The organism is Paenibacillus sp. MAEPY2 (genome assembly GCF_000499205.1).
Taxonomy (GTDB): Bacteria; Bacillota; Bacilli; order Paenibacillales; family Paenibacillaceae; genus Paenibacillus; species Paenibacillus vandeheii.
This window is the reverse complement of sequence record NZ_AWUK01000004.1, coordinates 166,801-186,053: the sequence shown is the minus strand read 5'-3', so window position 1 is coordinate 186,053 and position 19,253 is coordinate 166,801. Positions and strand designations below refer to the sequence as shown.

The 19,253-nt window shown below is 49.8% G+C and carries 18 protein-coding genes; 13 read left to right on the top strand and 5 right to left on the bottom strand.

Annotation, left to right across the window (positions count from 1 at the left end; translation table 11 throughout):
• Positions 1 to 35 precede the first annotated feature (35 nt).
• The 11 genes from P364_RS0102335 to P364_RS0102285 all read left to right on the top strand — a co-directional run bounded on the left by P364_RS0102335 (position 36) and on the right by P364_RS0102285 (position 11,283).
• A complete protein-coding gene (locus P364_RS0102335; RefSeq protein ID WP_024628555.1) occupies positions 36 to 1,025 on the top strand; it encodes a serine/threonine protein kinase in 990 nt (329 codons plus the stop codon).
• A 252-nt stretch (positions 1,026 to 1,277) separates the two neighbouring features.
• Positions 1,278 to 2,591, top strand: coding sequence for an ABC transporter substrate-binding protein (locus P364_RS0102330; protein WP_024628554.1), 1,314 nt, complete (start codon positions 1,278 to 1,280; stop codon positions 2,589 to 2,591).
• Positions 2,592 to 2,660: 69 nt separating this feature from the next.
• Positions 2,661 to 3,542 carry a carbohydrate ABC transporter permease gene (locus tag P364_RS0102325; RefSeq protein WP_024628553.1) on the top strand — a complete coding sequence of 294 codons (882 nt, stop codon included), beginning with the start codon at positions 2,661 to 2,663 and terminating at the stop codon, positions 3,540 to 3,542.
• A gap of 26 nt (positions 3,543 to 3,568) precedes the next feature.
• Positions 3,569 to 4,387 (top strand): carbohydrate ABC transporter permease, encoded by an 819-nt coding sequence (locus P364_RS0102320; protein ID WP_052016477.1) that lies wholly within the window; start codon positions 3,569 to 3,571, stop codon positions 4,385 to 4,387.
• A gap of 26 nt (positions 4,388 to 4,413) precedes the next feature.
• Entirely contained in the window at positions 4,414 to 5,967 is a 1,554-nt protein-coding gene (locus P364_RS0102315) for a DUF4127 family protein (protein WP_024628551.1), read from the top strand.
• A 17-nt stretch (positions 5,968 to 5,984) separates the two neighbouring features.
• Entirely contained in the window at positions 5,985 to 6,692 is a 708-nt protein-coding gene (locus P364_RS0102310; protein WP_236642209.1) for an N-acetylmannosamine-6-phosphate 2-epimerase, read from the top strand.
• Positions 6,679 to 7,506 carry a MurR/RpiR family transcriptional regulator gene (locus tag P364_RS0102305; protein ID WP_024628549.1) on the top strand — a complete coding sequence of 276 codons (828 nt, stop codon included), beginning with the start codon at positions 6,679 to 6,681 and terminating at the stop codon, positions 7,504 to 7,506. Before P364_RS0102310 ends, P364_RS0102305 begins: the two co-directional genes overlap by 14 nt.
• 28 nt (positions 7,507 to 7,534) lie before the next feature.
• Entirely contained in the window at positions 7,535 to 8,488 is a 954-nt protein-coding gene (locus P364_RS0102300; protein ID WP_024628548.1) for an ROK family protein, read from the top strand.
• On the top strand, positions 8,478 to 10,070 hold the full coding sequence (locus P364_RS0102295; protein WP_024628547.1) for an FAD-dependent oxidoreductase: 1,593 nt from the start codon (positions 8,478 to 8,480) through the stop codon (positions 10,068 to 10,070). Before P364_RS0102300 ends, P364_RS0102295 begins: the two co-directional genes overlap by 11 nt.
• A gap of 143 nt (positions 10,071 to 10,213) precedes the next feature.
• Entirely contained in the window at positions 10,214 to 10,657 is a 444-nt protein-coding gene (imm48, locus tag P364_RS0102290) for an Imm48 family immunity protein (RefSeq protein WP_024628546.1), read from the top strand.
• An 89-nt stretch (positions 10,658 to 10,746) separates the two neighbouring features.
• Positions 10,747 to 11,283 carry an RNA 2'-phosphotransferase gene (locus P364_RS0102285; protein WP_024628545.1) on the top strand — a complete coding sequence of 179 codons (537 nt, stop codon included), beginning with the start codon at positions 10,747 to 10,749 and terminating at the stop codon, positions 11,281 to 11,283.
• 507 nt (positions 11,284 to 11,790) lie between these two features.
• Here the strand turns inward: P364_RS0102285 and P364_RS0102280 are convergent.
• The 5 genes from P364_RS0102280 to P364_RS0102260 all read right to left on the bottom strand — a co-directional run bounded on the left by P364_RS0102280 (position 11,791) and on the right by P364_RS0102260 (position 16,414).
• Positions 11,791 to 12,648, bottom strand: coding sequence for an SDR family oxidoreductase (locus P364_RS0102280; protein ID WP_024628543.1), 858 nt, complete (start codon positions 12,646 to 12,648; stop codon positions 11,791 to 11,793).
• Positions 12,649 to 12,784: 136 nt separating this feature from the next.
• Positions 12,785 to 13,210: an Rrf2 family transcriptional regulator gene (locus tag P364_RS0102275; RefSeq protein WP_024628542.1), complete on the bottom strand. Its 426-nt coding sequence runs from the start codon at positions 13,208 to 13,210 to the stop codon at positions 12,785 to 12,787.
• Positions 13,211 to 13,312: 102 nt separating this feature from the next.
• Positions 13,313 to 14,137, bottom strand: coding sequence for a carbohydrate ABC transporter permease (locus tag P364_RS0102270; RefSeq protein WP_024628541.1), 825 nt, complete (start codon positions 14,135 to 14,137; stop codon positions 13,313 to 13,315).
• A complete protein-coding gene (locus tag P364_RS0102265; RefSeq protein WP_024628540.1) occupies positions 14,138 to 15,010 on the bottom strand; it encodes a carbohydrate ABC transporter permease in 873 nt (290 codons plus the stop codon).
• A gap of 102 nt (positions 15,011 to 15,112) precedes the next feature.
• Positions 15,113 to 16,414 carry an ABC transporter substrate-binding protein gene (locus P364_RS0102260; RefSeq protein ID WP_024628539.1) on the bottom strand — a complete coding sequence of 434 codons (1,302 nt, stop codon included), beginning with the start codon at positions 16,412 to 16,414 and terminating at the stop codon, positions 15,113 to 15,115.
• A gap of 176 nt (positions 16,415 to 16,590) precedes the next feature.
• Here P364_RS0102260 and P364_RS0102255 point away from each other — a divergent pair, with 176 nt between their 5' ends.
• Together P364_RS0102255 and P364_RS0102250 are read left to right on the top strand one after the other, a co-directional pair.
• Positions 16,591 to 18,492, top strand: a complete 1,902-nt coding sequence (locus P364_RS0102255; protein WP_024628538.1) for a cache domain-containing sensor histidine kinase — start codon at positions 16,591 to 16,593, stop codon at positions 18,490 to 18,492.
• On the top strand, positions 18,476 to 19,234 hold the full coding sequence (locus tag P364_RS0102250) for a response regulator transcription factor (protein ID WP_024628537.1): 759 nt from the start codon (positions 18,476 to 18,478) through the stop codon (positions 19,232 to 19,234). Before P364_RS0102255 ends, P364_RS0102250 begins: the two co-directional genes overlap by 17 nt.
• The last annotated feature ends 19 nt before the right edge of the window (positions 19,235 to 19,253 follow it).

Genomic DNA, 19,253 nt, shown 5'->3' with positions numbered 1-19,253 from the left:
TCTTCCGATCGACAAGGTTGAAAAGAGGGTCTGTTATGAAAAAGGACAATTGCAAAATGGCATTGCAGCGCAATGTAATTTTAAATGATACATATCAGGTAAGACATCTTATGGCTAGCAGCGAGCTGGCTATTGTATATGCAGGAAGAGATCGAAATACAGGGGCGAAGGTAGCGATCAAGGAGTTTTTTCCCCAGAGACTGGCAGCACGGCAGACCGACAAGCGGGGAGTGTTCTGTTCTTCCCGAGGGTTCAATGGTCAGTATCAGGAACTTCTTGCCGCATTTTTGGTAGAAGGAGAGCTGCTATCCACGCTGGAGCATCCTCATATTGTTCCGTATGTGGACCATTTTGAAGAAAATGACACAGGGTACCTTGTAATGGAGTACTGCCCAGGCATAACCCTGACCGAATATCTGATTGAGCGAAATCATGCGCTGGATGCTGCATTTATTACGGAGACGCTGCTTCCGCTGGTAGATACACTGGACTATATTCATAAGCAGGGAATTCTTCATCGCGATGTGAAGCCATCCAATATTATGGTGATGGAAGACGGTACGCCCAAACTACTGGACTTCGGCTCCGCAGCTCGCTGGCCTGTACAATCCGGCGAAAAGCAGGCGATCTTTACCTCTGCAGGGTATTCACCGCTTGAGTTCTATTCCGAGAAATCCAGTCAGGGACCGATGTCAGACATATACAGCCTGGCAGCGTTGCTTCATTATTGGACATGCGGTCAACCCCCAATGGATGTGAAGCAGCGATTGTTCCGCGATGAATTACCGTCGGTGCGTTCTCATAATGAGTATGTGAACCGATGGCTCGCACGTGTGATTCACTGGGGATTGTCGGTCCGTTCCGAGCAACGCTGCGCGTCCCTCGCTTGGATTAAGAGATCGCTTCAAGTGCAAGCCTGGATGTGGAAAATACGCAAGCCTGGCACGGTAGAATGGGCATTGTCCGAAAATGAACATACCCAGGTTTACGAAGCGGAGCCGAAGAAACAGCATGAGACGGCTTGATTGCAGCCTTGTCTTATACATATAGTCGTAACAAATAAGCCAGTTTGGTCCTTTCACGGATCGAACTGGCTTGTTTTTTGTGTTTTTTTAGCCTAAAAGAAAAATTATTTCTTTTTTTTATTTATTTCCGGAAGAATACTTCATTCTAATTCCAAAGTCTGCATATACTCCATTGGAAAGATGGAGTGATAAGCCAGGAAACTGACATAAGCGCCGACTCCCGTCTTACACCAAACTGAGGGGGAATGTTGTGTGACCACCAACAGAAAGGGCTTCACAGTATCTTTGCTGCTAGTCGTCATGATGTCTATGCTGCTTGCCGCCTGCGGAGGAAATGGCAATACGGCGGATACGCCGAGTCCGGGAAGCACTGGGGAGGCGGGTACGGAAGCTGGAAAGCCGGTGACGTTGGAGTTCTGGACGATTGCGCTACAGCCAACCTTCAACGATTACTTCAATGATTTGATTTCTGCCTATGAGAGCAGCCACCCCGGGGTAACGGTGGAGTGGAAGGACTATCCTTATGATGCAATCTCCCAGCGTTTGTTGACCAGCACAGCCAGTGGCAAAAGCCCTGATGTTGTGAATCTCAATACCGAATTTGCCAGTCAATTGGGAAGCAAGGGAGCGCTGCTGAATCTGAACGAATACCTGACAGATGAGGAAGCGAAGAGTTACTTTGAAGGCATTTATAATTCTACGGTTTTGGATGGCAAAGCATATGCGCTTCCATGGTACACAGGTATCGAAGTGCTGTTCATGAATACAAAGCTGGTGAAGGAAGCAGGCCTTGATCCGGCAAATCCCCCTCAGACCCGAGAGGAGCTGGTGGAGTGGGCTCGTCAGGTCCATGAGAAGACTGGAGTGGCCGGATATGCGCAGCAGCTCGTCTCCAAGCTGTTTCCAATTGACGGCATCCCGATTCTAAATGAGGACAAAACGGCTGCCGCTTTTAATACGCCGGAAGCAGAAGCGATGATCGCTCATATGCGCGACTTGATGGCCGAAGGCGTGGTATTGAAGGAGGATGCGGAATTCAGCAAACAGATCCAATATTTTTCCGGAGAGCAGGTAGCCTTCCAATTGTCGGGTCCGACGTTTATCAACTTCATCAAGAAGTCGGCGCCGGATGTTTACAAGAATACAATTGCGGTAACGCTTCCAACGGGCAAAGCGAACCTGCGGCTCTCCAATTCCATGGATCTCGTCGTGCCACAGAAATCCAAAAATCCCGAGCAAGCAGTGGAATTTGCCGCCTTTATCACCAATGCAGCGAATCAGACCGCTTTCTCTAAGGTAGCCAACACACTCCCGTCAAGCAAAGCCTCCATTGAAGATCCATTCTTTACGGAATCTGACGGTTCACTGGAAGCCGAAGCCAAGGTAGCTTCCTCTCAAAGTCTCGATAAAGCTACGGATTACATGGTCGGTGTGCCGAATGCAGGGGATATCAACTCGGCGCTTGCACGGGGCTTACAGGAAATTCTGATGAACGGGGCAGATATCAAAGAAACGCTCAATGCGGTGGAGAAGGAAGTAAACCGTATTCTTAGCCAGGATTCCTGATTTTTGGTGTTATAGATTGATGAGGGGGGAGCACTCCCCCTTGATCCTGAAGGAGAGGGAGGCGTAGTGGTGTACAAGGCGATTCGATCTGAATCTTTTGCTGCATGGGCGTTTATGGCACCGGGATTGTTGTGTCTGGCGGTTTTTACCTTTTGGCCGGTTATTTACGGGATACCCCTCTCATTAACGGATTATTCTGTCATCTCGGAGACGCATTTTGTCGGTCTGGATAACTTCACCCGGGCCTTCCAAGATCACAATTTCCTGATATCGCTGTGGAACTCGCTGGTGTATGTACTGATTGTGCCGGTGATCCAAATCATCTCGATCCTCATGGCCATTCTGGTCAATAGTCGCATTCCGGGCGTCAAAATGTTCAGGGCCGCCTATTACATCCCTGTTGTAACCTCCATGGTTGCGGTGGCACTGATCTGGAGCTGGCTGTTGGGCAATAACGGAGTTGTCAATTATCTGCTGCTGAAGGTTGGCATTCTCAGTGAACAGGTCTCCTGGCTTTCCACGAGCAGTACGGCGCTGTATGTGCTGATGTTCATCACCATGTGGAAGGGTCTCGGTTATTACATGATGCTCTATCTGGCAGGACTCCAGAACATTCCGGCAGATCTGTACGAAGCTGCAAGGGTGGACGGAGCAGGACCGCTGAGACTGATTGTTCATGTGACGCTTCCGCTGCTGCGGCCGCATATTCTCTTTTGTACCGTAATTTCGGTGATGGGCGCCGTACGTGTGTTCGATGAGGTCTATATTCTGACCAAGGGTGGGCCGGGAACGTCCACATTGACCTCAAGTGTTTATATTTTTCAAAAAGGGCTGGAGCAGTTCAATTTCGGTTATGCCTCGGCGCTTGGGCTGATCGTCAGTGTGATGATAGCAGCGCTCAGTGTGTTGGTGTTCCGGCTGAACCGGAAAGGCGGGGTGAATACCTATTGATTCGGAGTACGCTATCGTCTAAAACAATGAAAAAAGGCCTTCGTTATTTGATCACTTACGTATTGCTGATCCTGCTTGCCCTGTTTATGATGGGCCCTTTTCTGTGGTTGCTCAGCGTATCGCTGATGCCTGGCCGTAATGTATTTGCGAATCCTCCGGCGATCCTCCCTACCTTCATCGCGTTCGATAACTACGTACAGGTGTGGGAGTTCATGGATTTTCCACGTTATATCATAAATACGGTGGTGATTACGCTCCTTGGGGTGGTGTTTAACATCTTCTTGTCCTGTCTGACGGCGTATCCACTCGCAACCTTTCGGTTCAAGGGACGTAACCTGGTTTTCACGTTGCTCATCTCGACCATGATTATTCCATCGGCGACGGCGATGATTGTGCATTATTTAACCATTCAGGCCTTTCATTTGGGCAATACATTCCTTGGGGTTGTGCTTCCGGCTGCGGTGTCGGTATTTAATATTTTTCTGATGCGGCAAACGTTTCTGGGCGTACCGACAGATATTCGGGATTCTGGCAAAATGGATGGGGCCTCTGAGTTCCGCATCTTCGTACAGCTTGTCATGCCATTGGTGAAACCGGGGGTTGCCGTCATCGGTTTGCTTGAGGTCATGGCATTCTGGAACAATTTCCTGTGGCCGATTGTGGTGCTGGATGATCCGCAGAAATATCCGCTGGCCGCAGCCCTGACATATCTGAACGGGCAGTTCTCGTATAACTTCGGCTGGATTGCCGCGGGAACCATGATCTCGGTGCTGCCGATTATCGTTGTGTTCCTGTTCACCCAAAAATATTATATGGAAGGCATTGCGGGTGCGATTAAAGGATAAGAAACACAGAAAGGGTGATGGCATCCATGCCGAAGCAGTTTAAGCTAACATTTGTCCCGCTGGATGAGCGGCCTTGCAACTATGAGTTTCCGTATTTATTGGCGCAAGGAACGGAATTTACATTGGAGCGTCCCCCGCTTGAACTCATGGGCCTGAAAAAGCGTCCGGGCGATGTAGAGCAGTTGTGGACCTGGTTCGAGGAGAACTGTGCCGGGGCGGACGGAGCAGTCGTTGCACTGGATACGCTGCTCTATGGCGGGATCATTCCTTCAAGGCTGCACCAGCTGCAGCTGGATGAACTGACTGCTCGTCTGGAGCGGCTGCGTGGCATTAAGCAGCGGTATCCGCAGCTAACCCTGTACGCGTTTCAACTGATTATGCGCTGCCCGCAATATTCTCTGTCAGATGAGGAGCCGGATTATTACGCCGACTGGGGACGGGAGATTTTTCGTAAAGGTTTCATCAGCCATCGGCTGGAACTGGGGATGGCGACTGAAGAGGAGATCCGCGAGCTGGCCGATATCGATAACCGTCTACCAACGGAAGTGCTGGAAGATTACCTTGGACGCCGGGCGATCAATATTGAAGCGAACAAGCAAGTGCTGGCCCTGGTGAAAGAAGGAATTATCGAGTTCATGATTGTGCCGCAGGATGATTCTGCGCCTTATGGACATACAGCCAAGGATCAGGAGAAGGTGCGAGCAAGTATTACCGCCCTTGATCTGGAACTTAAAGTGTATATGTATCCTGGTGCGGACGAAGTTGGTTGCGTATTACTCACCAGAATGATGAACAAGGCTTGTGGCAAGATGCCGTTGGTATATCCGCGATTATCCTCTGTTCAGGGAGCGTTTGTTACCCCGCTGTTCGAGGACCGTTTTTTCTATGAGACGCTGAAATATCAGATTTTGGCCGCAGGTGGGCTGATTGTACCCAGTGCGACTGAAGCGGATCTGGTGCTGTTAATTAGCACACCGGGGGAAACGATGGCGGAGGCGGTATCGCAGCAGCATTCTTTTTACAGCTATGATGTATACCGGAATCTGATGGAACTAGTTGAATATGGACATTTTCTACTGAGGAGCAAGGAGAAGCCAGTCGCTGTAGCGGATGTCGGATATGCCAATGGTGGGGATCAGAAGCTGGTCAAGATGCTGCGGCAAAAAGACATGTTGTTTGATCTGGCTGGATACGCCGCCTGGAATACCAGCTCCAACTCGCTTGGAACCGTCATTTCGCAGGCCATGATTTATCTGCTCTATGGTCGTACACCGTCGCATCTTGATTTCCTGGCTCTCCGGTATGCTGAAGATGTCTGCTATTGTTCAGTCGTTCGGGGAGAACTTAGCAATGGCCCGGTGCAGGAGATGGGTTATGGCAAATACATGCTGGATGGGTCTCGCGGACGAGTTGCCGCCCGAGTAGAGGAAAGACTGCGTCAAGAGCTTGCTGTGCGGATCAATAGTGCAGCGGGGAGCATCCAGATTACGGACTGTTATATGCCGTGGAACCGGATGTTCGAAGTCGGCTTGTCTGTACGATTTGTACCATCCAACCCGGGTAAGGAAAGCAGAATATAAGAGAGAGGGTGAGAACCCTGACAAAGGTAGTGCTGGAGAAACTGCATTTGGGTCTGATTGTTTCCTGCCAGGCGTTGGCTGACGAACCGCTGCATGGCGCGGCGATGATGGCCCGGATGGCTGCGGCTGCGGAGGAAGGTGGGGCTGCTGGGATTCGGGCGAACGGGGCAGCTGATGTGCGAGCGATCAAGAAGGCGGTTTCGCTGCCGGTTATCGGCATCGTGAAGCGCAATTACCCGGACTCTGCTGTATACATCACCCCAACACTCAGAGAAATTGACGAGCTGCTGGAGGCCGGCGCAGATATCATTGCATTTGATGCGACCCGCCAGAACAGACCGGAAAATCATACATTGGAGCAAATCACCACTTATCTGAACGCATGTGGGGCATCTTCCATGGCCGACATCTCGATTCTGGAGGAAGCTTTATACGCTGAATCGCTTGGAGTGAGCTGTGTTTCGACTACCCTATCGGGTTATACACCGTATTCCCGGCAGCAGGAAGGGCCCAATTTGGAGCTGCTGGAGATGTCCGCCCAGCAGTTGAAGATTCCGGTCATTGCTGAAGGACGGATCAGTCAGCCCTCTCAGGTGGAAGAGGCGTTTAATCAGGGGGCATACGCTGTTGTGGTAGGCTCTGCGATTACCCGGCCACAGCTGATCACCCGGCGGTTTGCAGCAGTGACCAGAAAAGTGAGGATGAAGAGTAATGGAGATGAATGACCGAATTAATACGTATTATCCTTCCATGACCAAGTCGGAGCAGAAGGTGGCCAGGTGCGTCCGTGACAATCCGGATAATATAATCTATTTTTCTGTGACTGAGCTGGCTGATTTTGCTGGTACCGGAGAGACCACGGTGATGAGATTCTGCCGTAAAATCGGGTTTAAAGGCTATCAGGATTTCAAGCTGATGCTGGCCCAAGGGCTGCCGAAACGGCAGAACCAGCCAGACGGGGAGCAGGGAGAGGACGATTACGCCGACCATTTATGTGCCTCGATGGTGGGTGTGCTGCAATCCAGCTTGGGTATGCTGGATCGGGAGCAGTTGGATCAGGCGGTGAAGTGCCTTGACAGCGCAAGACATGTGCAATTCTTCGGCGTGGGCTCGTCAGGCATTACCGCTATGGATGCCAAGAACCGCTTTCTGCGCATCGGGCGGCGTGCGGAAGCGAATTCCGACAGCCATATTCAGTCCATGATGGCGGTAACGATGGGAGAAGGTGATGTGGCTTTTGGCATCAGCGTGTCCGGCAGCACGCTGGATACCAACGACATGCTGATGAAGGCCAAACAAAACGGGGCTAGGGTGATTGCCATGACGAACTATGCCAAATCCCCCATTGCGTCTATTGCAGATATCTTGCTCTTGACCGCGGGGAAGGAGTCTCCCCTTGAAGGCGGTTCTGTAGGGGCTAAAATCTCTCAGCTGTTTATTATCGACTTGCTCTGCCAGGGACTGGAGAGCGAGCATGGCGAAGAGACTAAGAAGATGAAGGAATTAACGGCCAGGGCGGTTATCGACCGTATTTATTGAAGGGTTTGTGTGAATAGGGGGAAAGCAGATGCCGCAGGTCATTGGCGTGGATGTAGGAGGCACAGGCATTAAAGGGCTTGTGGTCAATGAAGCAGGAGTCGTTCTGGTGGAGGCTACATGTGCAACCGAGGCCCGGTTGGGCCGGAAGGCTATACTTGGCCAGCTGCGCGGGTTAGTAAGTGAACTGTTGTCTAGATGTGTAGACGTTAAGGCACTGGGCATTGCCTCGGCAGGAAGGGTGAATGTGGGAACGGGTGAAGTGATCCACGCAACGAATAATTTACCTGGCTGGCAGGGAATGCCACTGACACAGTGGGCAACTGCGGAATTTGGCCTGCCTTCAACTGCCGATAACGACGCCAATGCTGCACTGCTCGGCGAGGCGTGGCTTGGTACTGGCCGCGGTAAGCAGGACCTGGTTATGCTGACACTCGGAACTGGGGTTGGTGGGGCCAATATGGCATTTGGCAGGATGTTACGGGGAGTAGACTGGCGCGGTGGGGACTGGGGACACAGCGTGCTGGTGCCTGAAGGTCGGCCCTGCAATTGTGGTAAACGCGGCTGCGTGGAGCAATACATTTCCGGTAGTGCATTGCTGCGGTTGGCGCGGGAACAGAAGGACAACATCTATACTCATGGTCGAGAGATTATGACCGCTGCAGGCCAGGGAGAAGCAGCGTCCCTGTACATTTTGGAGCGTTACATAGCTGATTTGGCCTTGGTTATTGCGAATATATCTGCCTCGGTAGATCCCGAAGTAATTATTCTTGGCGGCGGAGTGACCCAAGATCAGGCTATATGGTGGCCGATGCTTACCTCTAAGCTATCCAGTGTCGGGTTAGCAGACCGGGTATCCGTAGCAGAACTCGGTAACTGGGCAGGCTGTTTCGGGGCGGCGCAGCTGGCATTGGAACGCCTGCGCGAGGAGGGTGTTGGCTGGTCTGGCGGCAGTGAAGGGGAGGAGACAAAGCATGAGAGTTGAACAGGAGAAACGCAGTGACATCATCATTATTGGTGGAGGTCTTGGTGGGACGGCGGCTGCGCTGGCTGCAGCGAAGGCAGGGCAGAGAGTGCTTTTGACGGAAGAGACGGACTGGCTTGGCGGTCAATTAACCTCACAGGCAGTGCCGCCGGATGAGCACCGTTGGATTGAACAATCTGGCAGCACAGCATCGTACCGCGAGTTCCGCAGCAGGGTCAGAGATTACTATAAACGGAACTACCCGCTTACGGATGCTGCCAAGAGCAATCCTGTTCTCAATCCCGGTAATGGCTGGGTGAGCCGTTTGGCGCATGAGCCGAAGGTAGCGCTTGCCGTTTTGCATGAAATGCTGGCCCCTTACGTGAATACCGGCCGGATCGAAGTGCTCTATCATACCGTGCCAGTTCATGTGCATACAGCAGGTGACCGGGTGACAGGCGTGACTGTGCGTGAATGGCGTAGTGGGGGAATGAGTATGCTCCGAGGTGCCTACTATCTGGATGCCACAGAATGCGGCGATGTGCTTCCCCTTGCCGGAGTAGAGCATGTAAGTGGGGCCGAATCTCGGCGGGATACGGGGGAGCCGCATGCCCTGGAAGATGCGGACCCGCTAGACATGCAGTCGATTACCCATGTGGCGGCGGTGGATTATTTACCAGGTGGAGACTTCACGATCCCCCGTCCGAGGGATTATGATTACTGGCGACAGTATATTCCCTCGTTCTCGCTGTATCCGATCCTGAGCTGGTACGCTTCGGATGCCAAAGATACCTCCAAGCTGAAAGAGTTCACGATGTTCCCGAATGATCAAGGCATAACCTCCCTGTGGGATTATCGGCGGATCGTTGACCCGGCTATATGGACAGAGCCACTGAATGATGGTGAAGTCACGCTGCTCAACTGGGCACTGAACGATTATTACGCCGGGCCGATCATTGGCGTATCGCCGGAGGAACGCGAGCGGCATCTGGAAGCGGCGAGGCAACTAACTCTTTCCTTAGTATACTGGCTTCAGACAGCAGCTCCCCGCCTGGACGGCGGAAAGGGCTATCCGGGCGTAAGGCTGCGTGGAGATGTGCTCGGTACGGAAGACGGTCTCGCGAAAGCGCCGTATATTCGGGAATCACGGCGAATCCGAGGCGTATATACCATTACCGAGCAGGATGTGAGCAAGGAATTGCGCGGAGCAGAGGGAGCCAAACGTTACGAGGACAGTGTGGGGGTCGGCAGTTATCATCTGGATCTCCATCCAACAACCGTGAGCCAGCGGACTTTTTATATTCCGAACCATCCCTATGAGATTCCGTTGGGTGCACTCATCCCGGTGCGAGTCAAGAACTTGCTTCCGGCTTGCAAAAATATCTCCATGACCCAGATTGCGAACGGTTGTTACCGTCTGCATCCCACCGAATGGAATATTGGCGAGGCTGCCGGCACCCTTGCCGCTTATGCCATTGCACAGCAAGTAGAGCCCTCAGAGGTGAGGGCTTCGGCGAAGCATCTTCACGCCTATCAGGCACAGCTGATTCGGCAGGGTGTTCAGCTTCATTGGACAGATGCGGAGCTGGAAGGGGAGTGTTAGACCTACTTTTAGTAGAAGAATGGAAGGAACTCCTTATACTATTTAATCATTATATTTGAACTCATGACCCTAACTCCGATACAATGTTCTCATAGAGTCTGAGAGAATGGATTCAATATAGCTCAGAAATGGAGAATTACAATATGACTGATTTTATTAACGCTGAAGATATTAACGACATGATTCTGGCTGCGGCTGCTTCAGAGCTGGAGCAGATGGTGGATAAGATATGCGACCTGTTGGGTACGCCCTTGGAACAAACGACTGAACTGGAGCGGCAGGTCATGGCTGCATTTGGTTTTGGGGCGGTATACGGCATTACTCATCGGGATCAACTTAAGGAACCACAGGCTCATGCACTGAGCATCCGGATGCTAATCAAGCCGTTTAACTACAGTGAGCAGCAGGCTGTGGATTTTGCCGATGATCTGATCCGGGTGGCTTCAGACCGTGAGGCTCATCCGGTAATGAACACGATTATTCATCGTGGGATTGATGGACACCGTCAATTTAACCAGGAGGACGACGAAGGGCTGGCCCGCAACATTCAAGAGATTTTGGCGGCGGTACAACCGGAGAGAAACTGAAGAAGCAGAGCGTACACCTTTTAAAGTAATGGTACTGTCATTATATATGTCTAATGAATTGTTTAACTTGAGTGGGGGAGATGATGGCAATGGATTGGATGAAATTAAGTAAAGAGCTCTCATACGCCTTGCGTCACGCCCCGTGGGAGTATGAGCTGGAGTTGGACGAAGAGGGTTGGGTAGAGATTCCGCAATTATTGGTGGCTTTACATGAAAGTCCACAGTGGAAGGGTGTCACGGAAGTGGATCTGGAGCAGATGATTCTAGCCTCGGAGAAAAAGAGACATGAGATCCGTTCTGGCCGCATCCGGGCATTATATGGTCATTCGACCCCGCAAAAGATATCCAAAACACCTGCCGATCCGCCGGAAATACTCTATCATGGCACCCCGCTGCGGTCGGTTGCTCCCATTATGGAGCAAGGTTTGCAGCCGCGGCAAAGGCAGTATGTACATCTGTCCGCAGATATCGATACCGCCAAAAAGGTGGGACGAAGACGTGATGATCAACCTGTAATACTGAGGATTAATGCCGCTCAAGCGGTCAAGGACGGACTTCTCTTCTATCATGGGAATGAAAATATATGGCTGGCTGATCACATTCCGGCACGTTACATCAAGCAATAATCACGGTCTTGAAGTCCAAGCCGGCTGATCCCGGCTGGCGAATAGTAGACCATTTCTAAGGAACTCAGGACGACTTATTTCGCCTTCAGATGCTCTTTCTAATAAGTAAGGAACCACAGACACGTTATTTACTGAAAATACCTGTCAAAAACGCTGTAAAACGCAGTTTATTCTGATATAGCGTGTCTCAGGTTTCTTAGATTTCCGCGGTCACTTCAAATCCCTGAATAAGACGCCTCCGATTCGTTAGTGCGCGCTTGCTTGTACATTCAAGATACCATGCGCTGACACGTTCAGGTTGGCTTCTGCTTTCCGTGGGTTTGAAGACACGCACTAGTATAAGTGATCTGTTCAGCTTCCATATCGTGTTATAGTTCTTAGCTACATCAAAAAGGACACATCCAACATTCGCTGGTGTGTCCCTTTTTAATTTTTCCATTATTCTGTTCTTCACAGTTTATAAAGCAGAGAGAATTCAGATATCTGGAAAGCTCTCATACTCAAAACTTACTTGCCCAAAATCGCTTTAACACCCTCGCTCAATGGTTGAGCCGGACGGCCAAGCAATTTCTCCAATGTATCGCTCTCTACAGCCAGTGCGCCTTCACGGATGGCACTTTGCATTTCTACAAGCATCGATACCACAAAGTCAGGCAGACCTGCACCTTTCATAATGTCAGCGTATGCGGCATCGTCCACGTTTTGCACGTTAATGTCCTGCCCAAGCACTTGCCCAACAATAGCGGCGAGTTCAGCTTGGGTACGCAGTTTGCCGGACAACTCATATACGGAATTTTCATGTCCCTCACCTGTAAGGACAGCAGCAGCAGCATGTGCATAATCACTGCGAGTAGCCCAGCCTACTTGGCTGGAGTCCGTTGCATGCACCCACGGTGCGCCTTGGGTAACTGCCTGAACGCTTCCTGCTTCATTCTCCAGGTACCAATTGTTACGCAGGAAGGAATAAGGGATGCCCGATTCACGGATAGCCTGTTCAGTGGCACGATGTACTTCAGCCAAGGAAAGGGTGTTTTTCTCTGCATTCACAACGCTGGTATAAGCGATAAATCCAACGCCTGCTTTCTTGGCAGCATTCACGGCAGCCTGATGTTGGCGAATACGCGTTTCGTTGTCACCATCGGTGGAGATCAGCAGCAGCCGATCTACCCCTGCAAATGCTTTTTCCAGCGTTTCGGGTTGATCGAAATCACCGTGACGAACGTCAACGCCTTGAGCACGAAGGGCGTCAGCTTTCTCCGGGTTGCGTACACTTACAGCTAGATCCCCAGCAGATACCGTTTTTAACAAAGCCTCTACGACCAGTGAACCCAAGTGACCTGTTGCGCCAGTAACCAAAATTTTCATTGTCTTTTCCTCCTAGGGGATATGTTTTGTTTTGATATTCGGTGATACACCAATTGGAAACATATGATGTAATCGTATGTGTTATAACAGGTGTGATTACAACGAAAGGTTTAAAAAAAGCTCGCAATGAGCTTTTTCATTCAGAGACTTTAACCTGATCCATCATCTGCTGTATCGTTACACGATTCAAGCGCTGCTCCATCGCTGTCTGAGCCTCAATCAGCTCAGCACGCAAGGTTTGTTCGATCATGCTGCCAACAGGACAATTCGGATTCGGATGTTTGTGAAAGTTAAACAACGCACCGTCCTCCACGACCTCAAGAGCACGGTATACATCCAGAAGTGTGATGTCTGCCGGGTCCTTTAGCAAGGAGGCACCGCCCACGCCGGGTCTGACCTCAATCAAGCGTGCTTGTTTGAGTTTGGACATAATCCGCCGGATAATGACGGGATTGGTATTCACACTTTGCGCGATAAAATCTCCCGTGCACTCGTTGGGTACAACAGCGATGAGTGACAGCGTATGAACCGCAATGGAAAAGCGACTGCTGATTTGTTTCATTTGTGATCACCACCGTTGTAACTATAATAGTTACAAATAAACCCGATGTCAATTATAAATTTAGAAGTAGCTAGGTGTATTGAGTTTACATTTGAATAGGTCTCAACCTTTAACAGCCCCTGAAGTCAGACCACCCACAATATATTTTTGCCCAATCAGGAACACAATCAACACAGGCAGGGAGGTAAGCACGATATCCGCACTGACCAGATTCCACTGAGCACTGAATTGTCCGAAGAAGTTATAGACAGCGAGCGTCATTGGCCACATCTCGACGGTATTGAGCATGTAGAGCGGGGCGGTAAACTCATTCCAGACACTCAGGAAATTAAGAACAAATACCGTAACCAGTACAGAGGTTAACAAAGGCACAATAATTCTGAGAAACAGCTTGATTCCGTTGCATCCGTCCATGATCGCTGCTTCGTCCAGTTCTTTTGGAATATTGGATACAAACGCATATGTGATGAATAGTGAGATTGGAATGCCCATAGCTGTATAGAGCAGAATCATGCCCACATGCGAATTAATCATACCCAGGGACTTCATGACCTCCATTAATGGAATATAGTTTAGGGGCAGTGTAATGCCCAGAATGAGAAAGAAGTACAGGAACTTGCTTAGCTTCGAATAATTACGCGACAGGGTGAAGGCCGAGAACGCCACAACAAACACCAGTAGCAGGGAAGAAGCAGTTGAATGCAGCAGACTGTTGAAAAAGGAACCACCCAAGTGTCCCTGCTCATAGACGATTCTATAATTTTCAAAAATAAACTTTTCGGGAAGTGTCAGTTTCAGCACTTTGGCTTCGGCATCGGATTTGAATGAATTCAGTACGATGACGACAAAAGGAATCAGTACCACCAGGCTAAGCAGCCAGGCGAGTATATTTAACCCGATGGAAACCAGCCGTTTCTTCATTCGCATCTAGTATTCCACCTTTCGGTTCATCAAGCGGATGATGAAGAAGGAGATGATCGCCATAATGACAAACAGAATCGTGGATAATGCACTGCCGAGTCCCCAATAGCCTTTGGCAAAAGAGGAATACACTGCTGTGTTAATCACATCTGTCGCGTTGCCTGGTCCCCCATTGGTTAGTACATATACCGCATCAAATACCCTCAGCCCGTACGTAATATTGAGCACCGTGGCGATCGTGATTGTAGGCATTAGCATCGGAATCGTGATCCGAAACAGCTTCTGCCAGAAGCCGGCACCGTCAATCGATGCCGCTTCGTAATAATCGCGAGGAATGGCGAGAAGTCCGGCGATAAATAGCACCATGATATACCCCATGCCTTTCCACGTATCCACCGCCATGATGGATGGCATGGCCCAGGTCAGGGAACCCAGCCAGTTTTGGGCCAGAGCGTCCAGCCCCAGTGAACGCAGGGTTACGTTAACGAAGCCGTTGTTGGGATCGAGCAGGCTTTTGAAAACCAGGCCGACAATCAGGAACGACAGGACTTGGGGTGAAAATATGATCATCCGGTGCAGATTGGCGGCCTTTACACCGCTGACCAGCAGCAGAGCCAGGAACAAGCCCAGTACGGTTTTGGCGATGGATGTAATCAGGGTGAACAGAACAGTATTCTTGATAAAAAGTAAATACGTTGGATCACCCGCCAGAATGGTGCGGAAATGCTCAAGTCCAACAAAATTCTTCTCCGAACTGTAGCTGTTCCAGTCGGTGAAGGAATAATAAATGCCCAGCAGGGCGGGAGCGACAATGAACAGCACATACAGCACAATCGCTCCGGAGGAGAAATACCAGGGATAGATTTTGTTCGCATTCATAAGTTGTACCAACCGTCCTTCCTGCCAGAATGGCATGAGCGAGGGTTGCCTCGCTGCATGTCAATGGTGGTCAGCTTCATAAGTTTGCCGGGATATGCGTTGTTATTGCCAGGCTTCATCTTTCAGTACCTTGGCTTGTTCGGCTCGGCGTTTGTCAATATTTTGAAGAATCTGATCAGGGGTCATCGCTCCGGCGAACATGCCGGAAAGATCCTTGCCGATATCCATCCATTGCGGATCAATGTACTTCACAGCTGCCTGCATGACCGTACCTTTCTCATGAGTTTTCTCATAATCGATGTAATCTTGTGTCAGCTTCGGCTCGATTTCCGGCCAGCAGATGGTCAGGTTGCCTTCTCCGCCATCAAATACACGCTGCAGATGGTCATGCTCGGTGATCCAGCGGAAAAACTTTAACACCTCTTCCGGGTGCTTACTGTTTTTATTGCCAAACATCGCAGCAGAACCGCCTGGATTCACACCAATCGTCTGATTATCGCCCCATGGCATCACGAAAAATCCCATATTGTCCTTCATGTCCGGATAGGCCTCAGACACTTCCTTTTCAGTGCCCGGGACTCGAAGCAGCATCGCTGCTTTCTCCTGACCAAAGGCTTCAATGCCAGCCTCGACCGTATTGGACAGAAAATCCTTGCCGAAGTAACCAAGATCCGCAAATTCCTTTAACTGCTCAATGACCGTCTTAAGCTGCGTCAAATCCGCGACTTTCATCTCATTGTTGTTCAGCTTCTCGTACGTTCCCGGCGTTGCTTGCTCATAGTTTGGACCGGTTTCGAATAGAGGCAGTACCTGATACCATCCGCTGGCAGGCGCCTGATAGAACGGAATGATGTCCTTGTCCTTGATTTTCTGACTGATCGCTTTGAACTCGGCGTAGGACGTTGGCGGCTCAATGCCAAGCTCTTCAAAGATGCGTTTGTTATAGTACACATACCATATTTTCGATGGTGCAAAAGAAACCCCGTACACCTTGTCGTTATGGCTAACCGTTGGCAAAATCTCCTCGGACATGCGTCCTGTAAATTCCTCATTGGTCAGATCGATGGCATTTTCCTCCGGTCTAACATTGGCCGGCATGCTAAGCGGGTCTACATCCACATTAAAAATGTCGGGTGCTTCACCAGAAGCGAGCTTGACCTTAATCAGGTCGCGCCACTGGGCGTCAGGGACCACCTGAAAGTCAATTTTCACACCCGTTTCCTGCTCATACTCCTTCGCCATCGTCTGCATGATTCCCGTACGTGGAATGCCGCTCTGGCTTGTGCCGAAGGTTAGCGTAACCTTGCCTGTGCCTTCAGAATTTTCACTGGTGCTGCACCCGGCAAGAAGCAGGCTGGACAGCAACAGCACACCTACAAGGGATAATAGAAATCGTTTTCTCATTAATGAACCTCCCAAGGGATAAAGAATATTGGCTCTTGCAGAAACGCTTTATGTAAGCGTATTCTTATGTGGATAACTTTACGCGGAACGAAGAATGCGCTCAATAGACAAAAGCGTCCTGTTGGGTGGACATTTTCGAGTAAGTTGCAAGATATCAACCAATAACGAGGTGTGAGATGGTTAAGTACCGATTCAGGACGCTTCAGCAAAGCCTGTTTGCCTACTACTCTGCGGTATTCATTGTTTTTTCACTGATTGTGGCAAGCCTCTTATATGTTTTTCTTGCCAATGACATTCGTAATCGCAGCGCTGAACAGCAGAAACAGCTGGGAAACTCGATGGTGGGCAATCTGGATCAGGAAATCGTCAAAATGAACAATTTCTCCATGAACATCGTATATTCCAACCTGGTCAAGGAGCATTTCAGTCACTATTTATCTCCAGCGGAAGACAAGGAACAGACACTGGCCAGTGACCCGGCATTTTACAAGGATACAACGACACTGATTGATGTCATTCTGGCGATTATTAGCAGTTCCAACACAGCCAAACAAGCCAATATCTATGATGTGAACGGTAACATGCTGGGTGCGGGCGCGTTCAATGGACAGCTGTCGGTAGATTTGACCCAAAGACCGTGGTACGAGGAAACGTGGACGCGCAATGGCTGGCGTGTCATAAGTGTACTGGATGGTGGGGCATTACCGATGCCAACAGGGCAGGGGGAATCAGGCAAACAATATCTTTCCCTTACCCGGGTGTATAAGGATGGAAATTATGTCTCGCAAGGAGTAGTGGAAATTTTGCAGGATGCCGGAACCCTGTTCCAGCATTTGAACGATGTGCAAGCGGGGAACGATGATCTGAGCGTCTATGTATTGAATGAACGTAATGAGCTTTTATATCCTTTTTTGTCCAATGAACATATGTTAAACGCAATCCATTCCGACGTTGTTAACTTAATTCGTAACGACCACTATCCACGGGAAACGATGCAAGAAGTGGTAGATCCCAATGGAAATTCAAAGCAAATGATGACCTACACGACCTCGCAGGAGACCGGGTGGACGGTTATCGTGATGCAGTCTAAACAATCCCTATTTGCGAATCTGAATCGTATGGCTCTTCTGTTTATGGGGGCTACATTAGCTACCTTGATTCTTATTCTGCTCCTCTCGTACCTGATCTCCAAGCGTGTCACTTTACCGCTCCATCGTTTGCAGCGCATTATTCAGAAAACTGGCGTCCACGATCTGACTACGGGTCAGGACTCTGGCCAGTTGTTCAAGTTGGAATATCCGGGTTCCATCCGTGAGATGGATGAGTTGAATGATACCTTTATCCAATTGAATCAACAGCTTGTGCAGTCCTTTCAGGACATGCTGGCGATCAAATCTCAGGAAACGGATGCGAGGTTGCTGGCGTTGCAGTCCCAGATGAACCCTCACTTTCTGTATAACAACATTACGAACATCAGCATCATGGCGGAAGAGGGCATGAATGAACAGATCGTTGCGTTCTGTGGTCACATTGCATCCATGCTGCGTTACATCTCGGCTCCGAACAAAAGCGGTGTTCCATTGGAAAAAGAAATTGACTACTGTGTGCGATATTTGGAGTGTATGAAAATTCGGTTCGAAGATGATCTGCTTTATGAATTCCATGTTCCGGACTCGATGAAAAACCTCCAGGTCCCCATGCTGCTAATTCAGCCTTTGCTGGAAAATGTCATGAAATATGGACTACGTGATACACCACCCTGGAAGCTGCATATCATTGGAGAGCTGGACAGTATGCAGGAAACATGGCGCATCACTGTCGAAGATAACGGCCCGGGCATGGAACCCGAGGCACTTACGCTCATCCAGCAGTACATACAACAATCACAGGAATGGGAGCGTATGCCGGAACTTGAGATCAACGGTATGGGCTTGAAAAACATCTGGATCAGGCTCAAATTATGGTATGGTTCTGCGGCACTTATGCATATTACAAACCATTCTTCTGGCGGGGTCAGCATTACGATTGGCGGTTCCATTCGAAAGGGGCACAGTGAGTCTCATGGACATGACATATAGAACCATTATTGTGGAAGATGAGGCGTTAATTCGTCGCAATGTATCCCGGAAATTCAGCGAGCTGAGCACACGGTTTGAGGTTATAGGTGAAGCAAGGAATGGACTGGAAGCATTGGAACTGATTGAACATACAGTGCCTGATCTGGTTGTTACCGATATTCAGATGCCCGTCATGAATGGGCTGGAATTGGCGAAGCATCTGTATTTTGCCTATCCGCATGTCAAGATCGTGATCCTGAGCGGTCACCATGAGTTTGAATATGCGCGTCAGGCGATCAGTTACAAGGTGGAGGATTATCTGCTTAAACCCCTCACAGAAGAACAGCTTCGATCGCTGCTGGATGCAATGGAATTAAAACTTGGCAAGGCAGGGGATTCGCTGGCACATGTCAGTGCAATGCTGGATGAACAGGTGAAGCCGGAGGACATTGCAGAGGCAGTCAAATTGTATCTGAAACAGAACTATATGTATGAAATTACGTTGCAGGATATGGCAGGACAGATGCATTTTAGTGTAGATTACCTGGGGAAGTGTTTCAAAAAGGTGACGGGTGAAACCCCGCTCAAATACATGACTGGGCTTAGAATCAACGAAGCAAAGCGCATGCTCGCGGCCTTTGAAGATATGGATATCAAGACAGTAGGTAAGGCAGTGGGATATAGTGATTCCCATTATTTTAGCCGTATTTTCAAAAACAAGACAGGGCTGTATCCCAGCGAGTATCGCCAACAGCTGCAATAACGAAAAAAAGCCCTGTCCA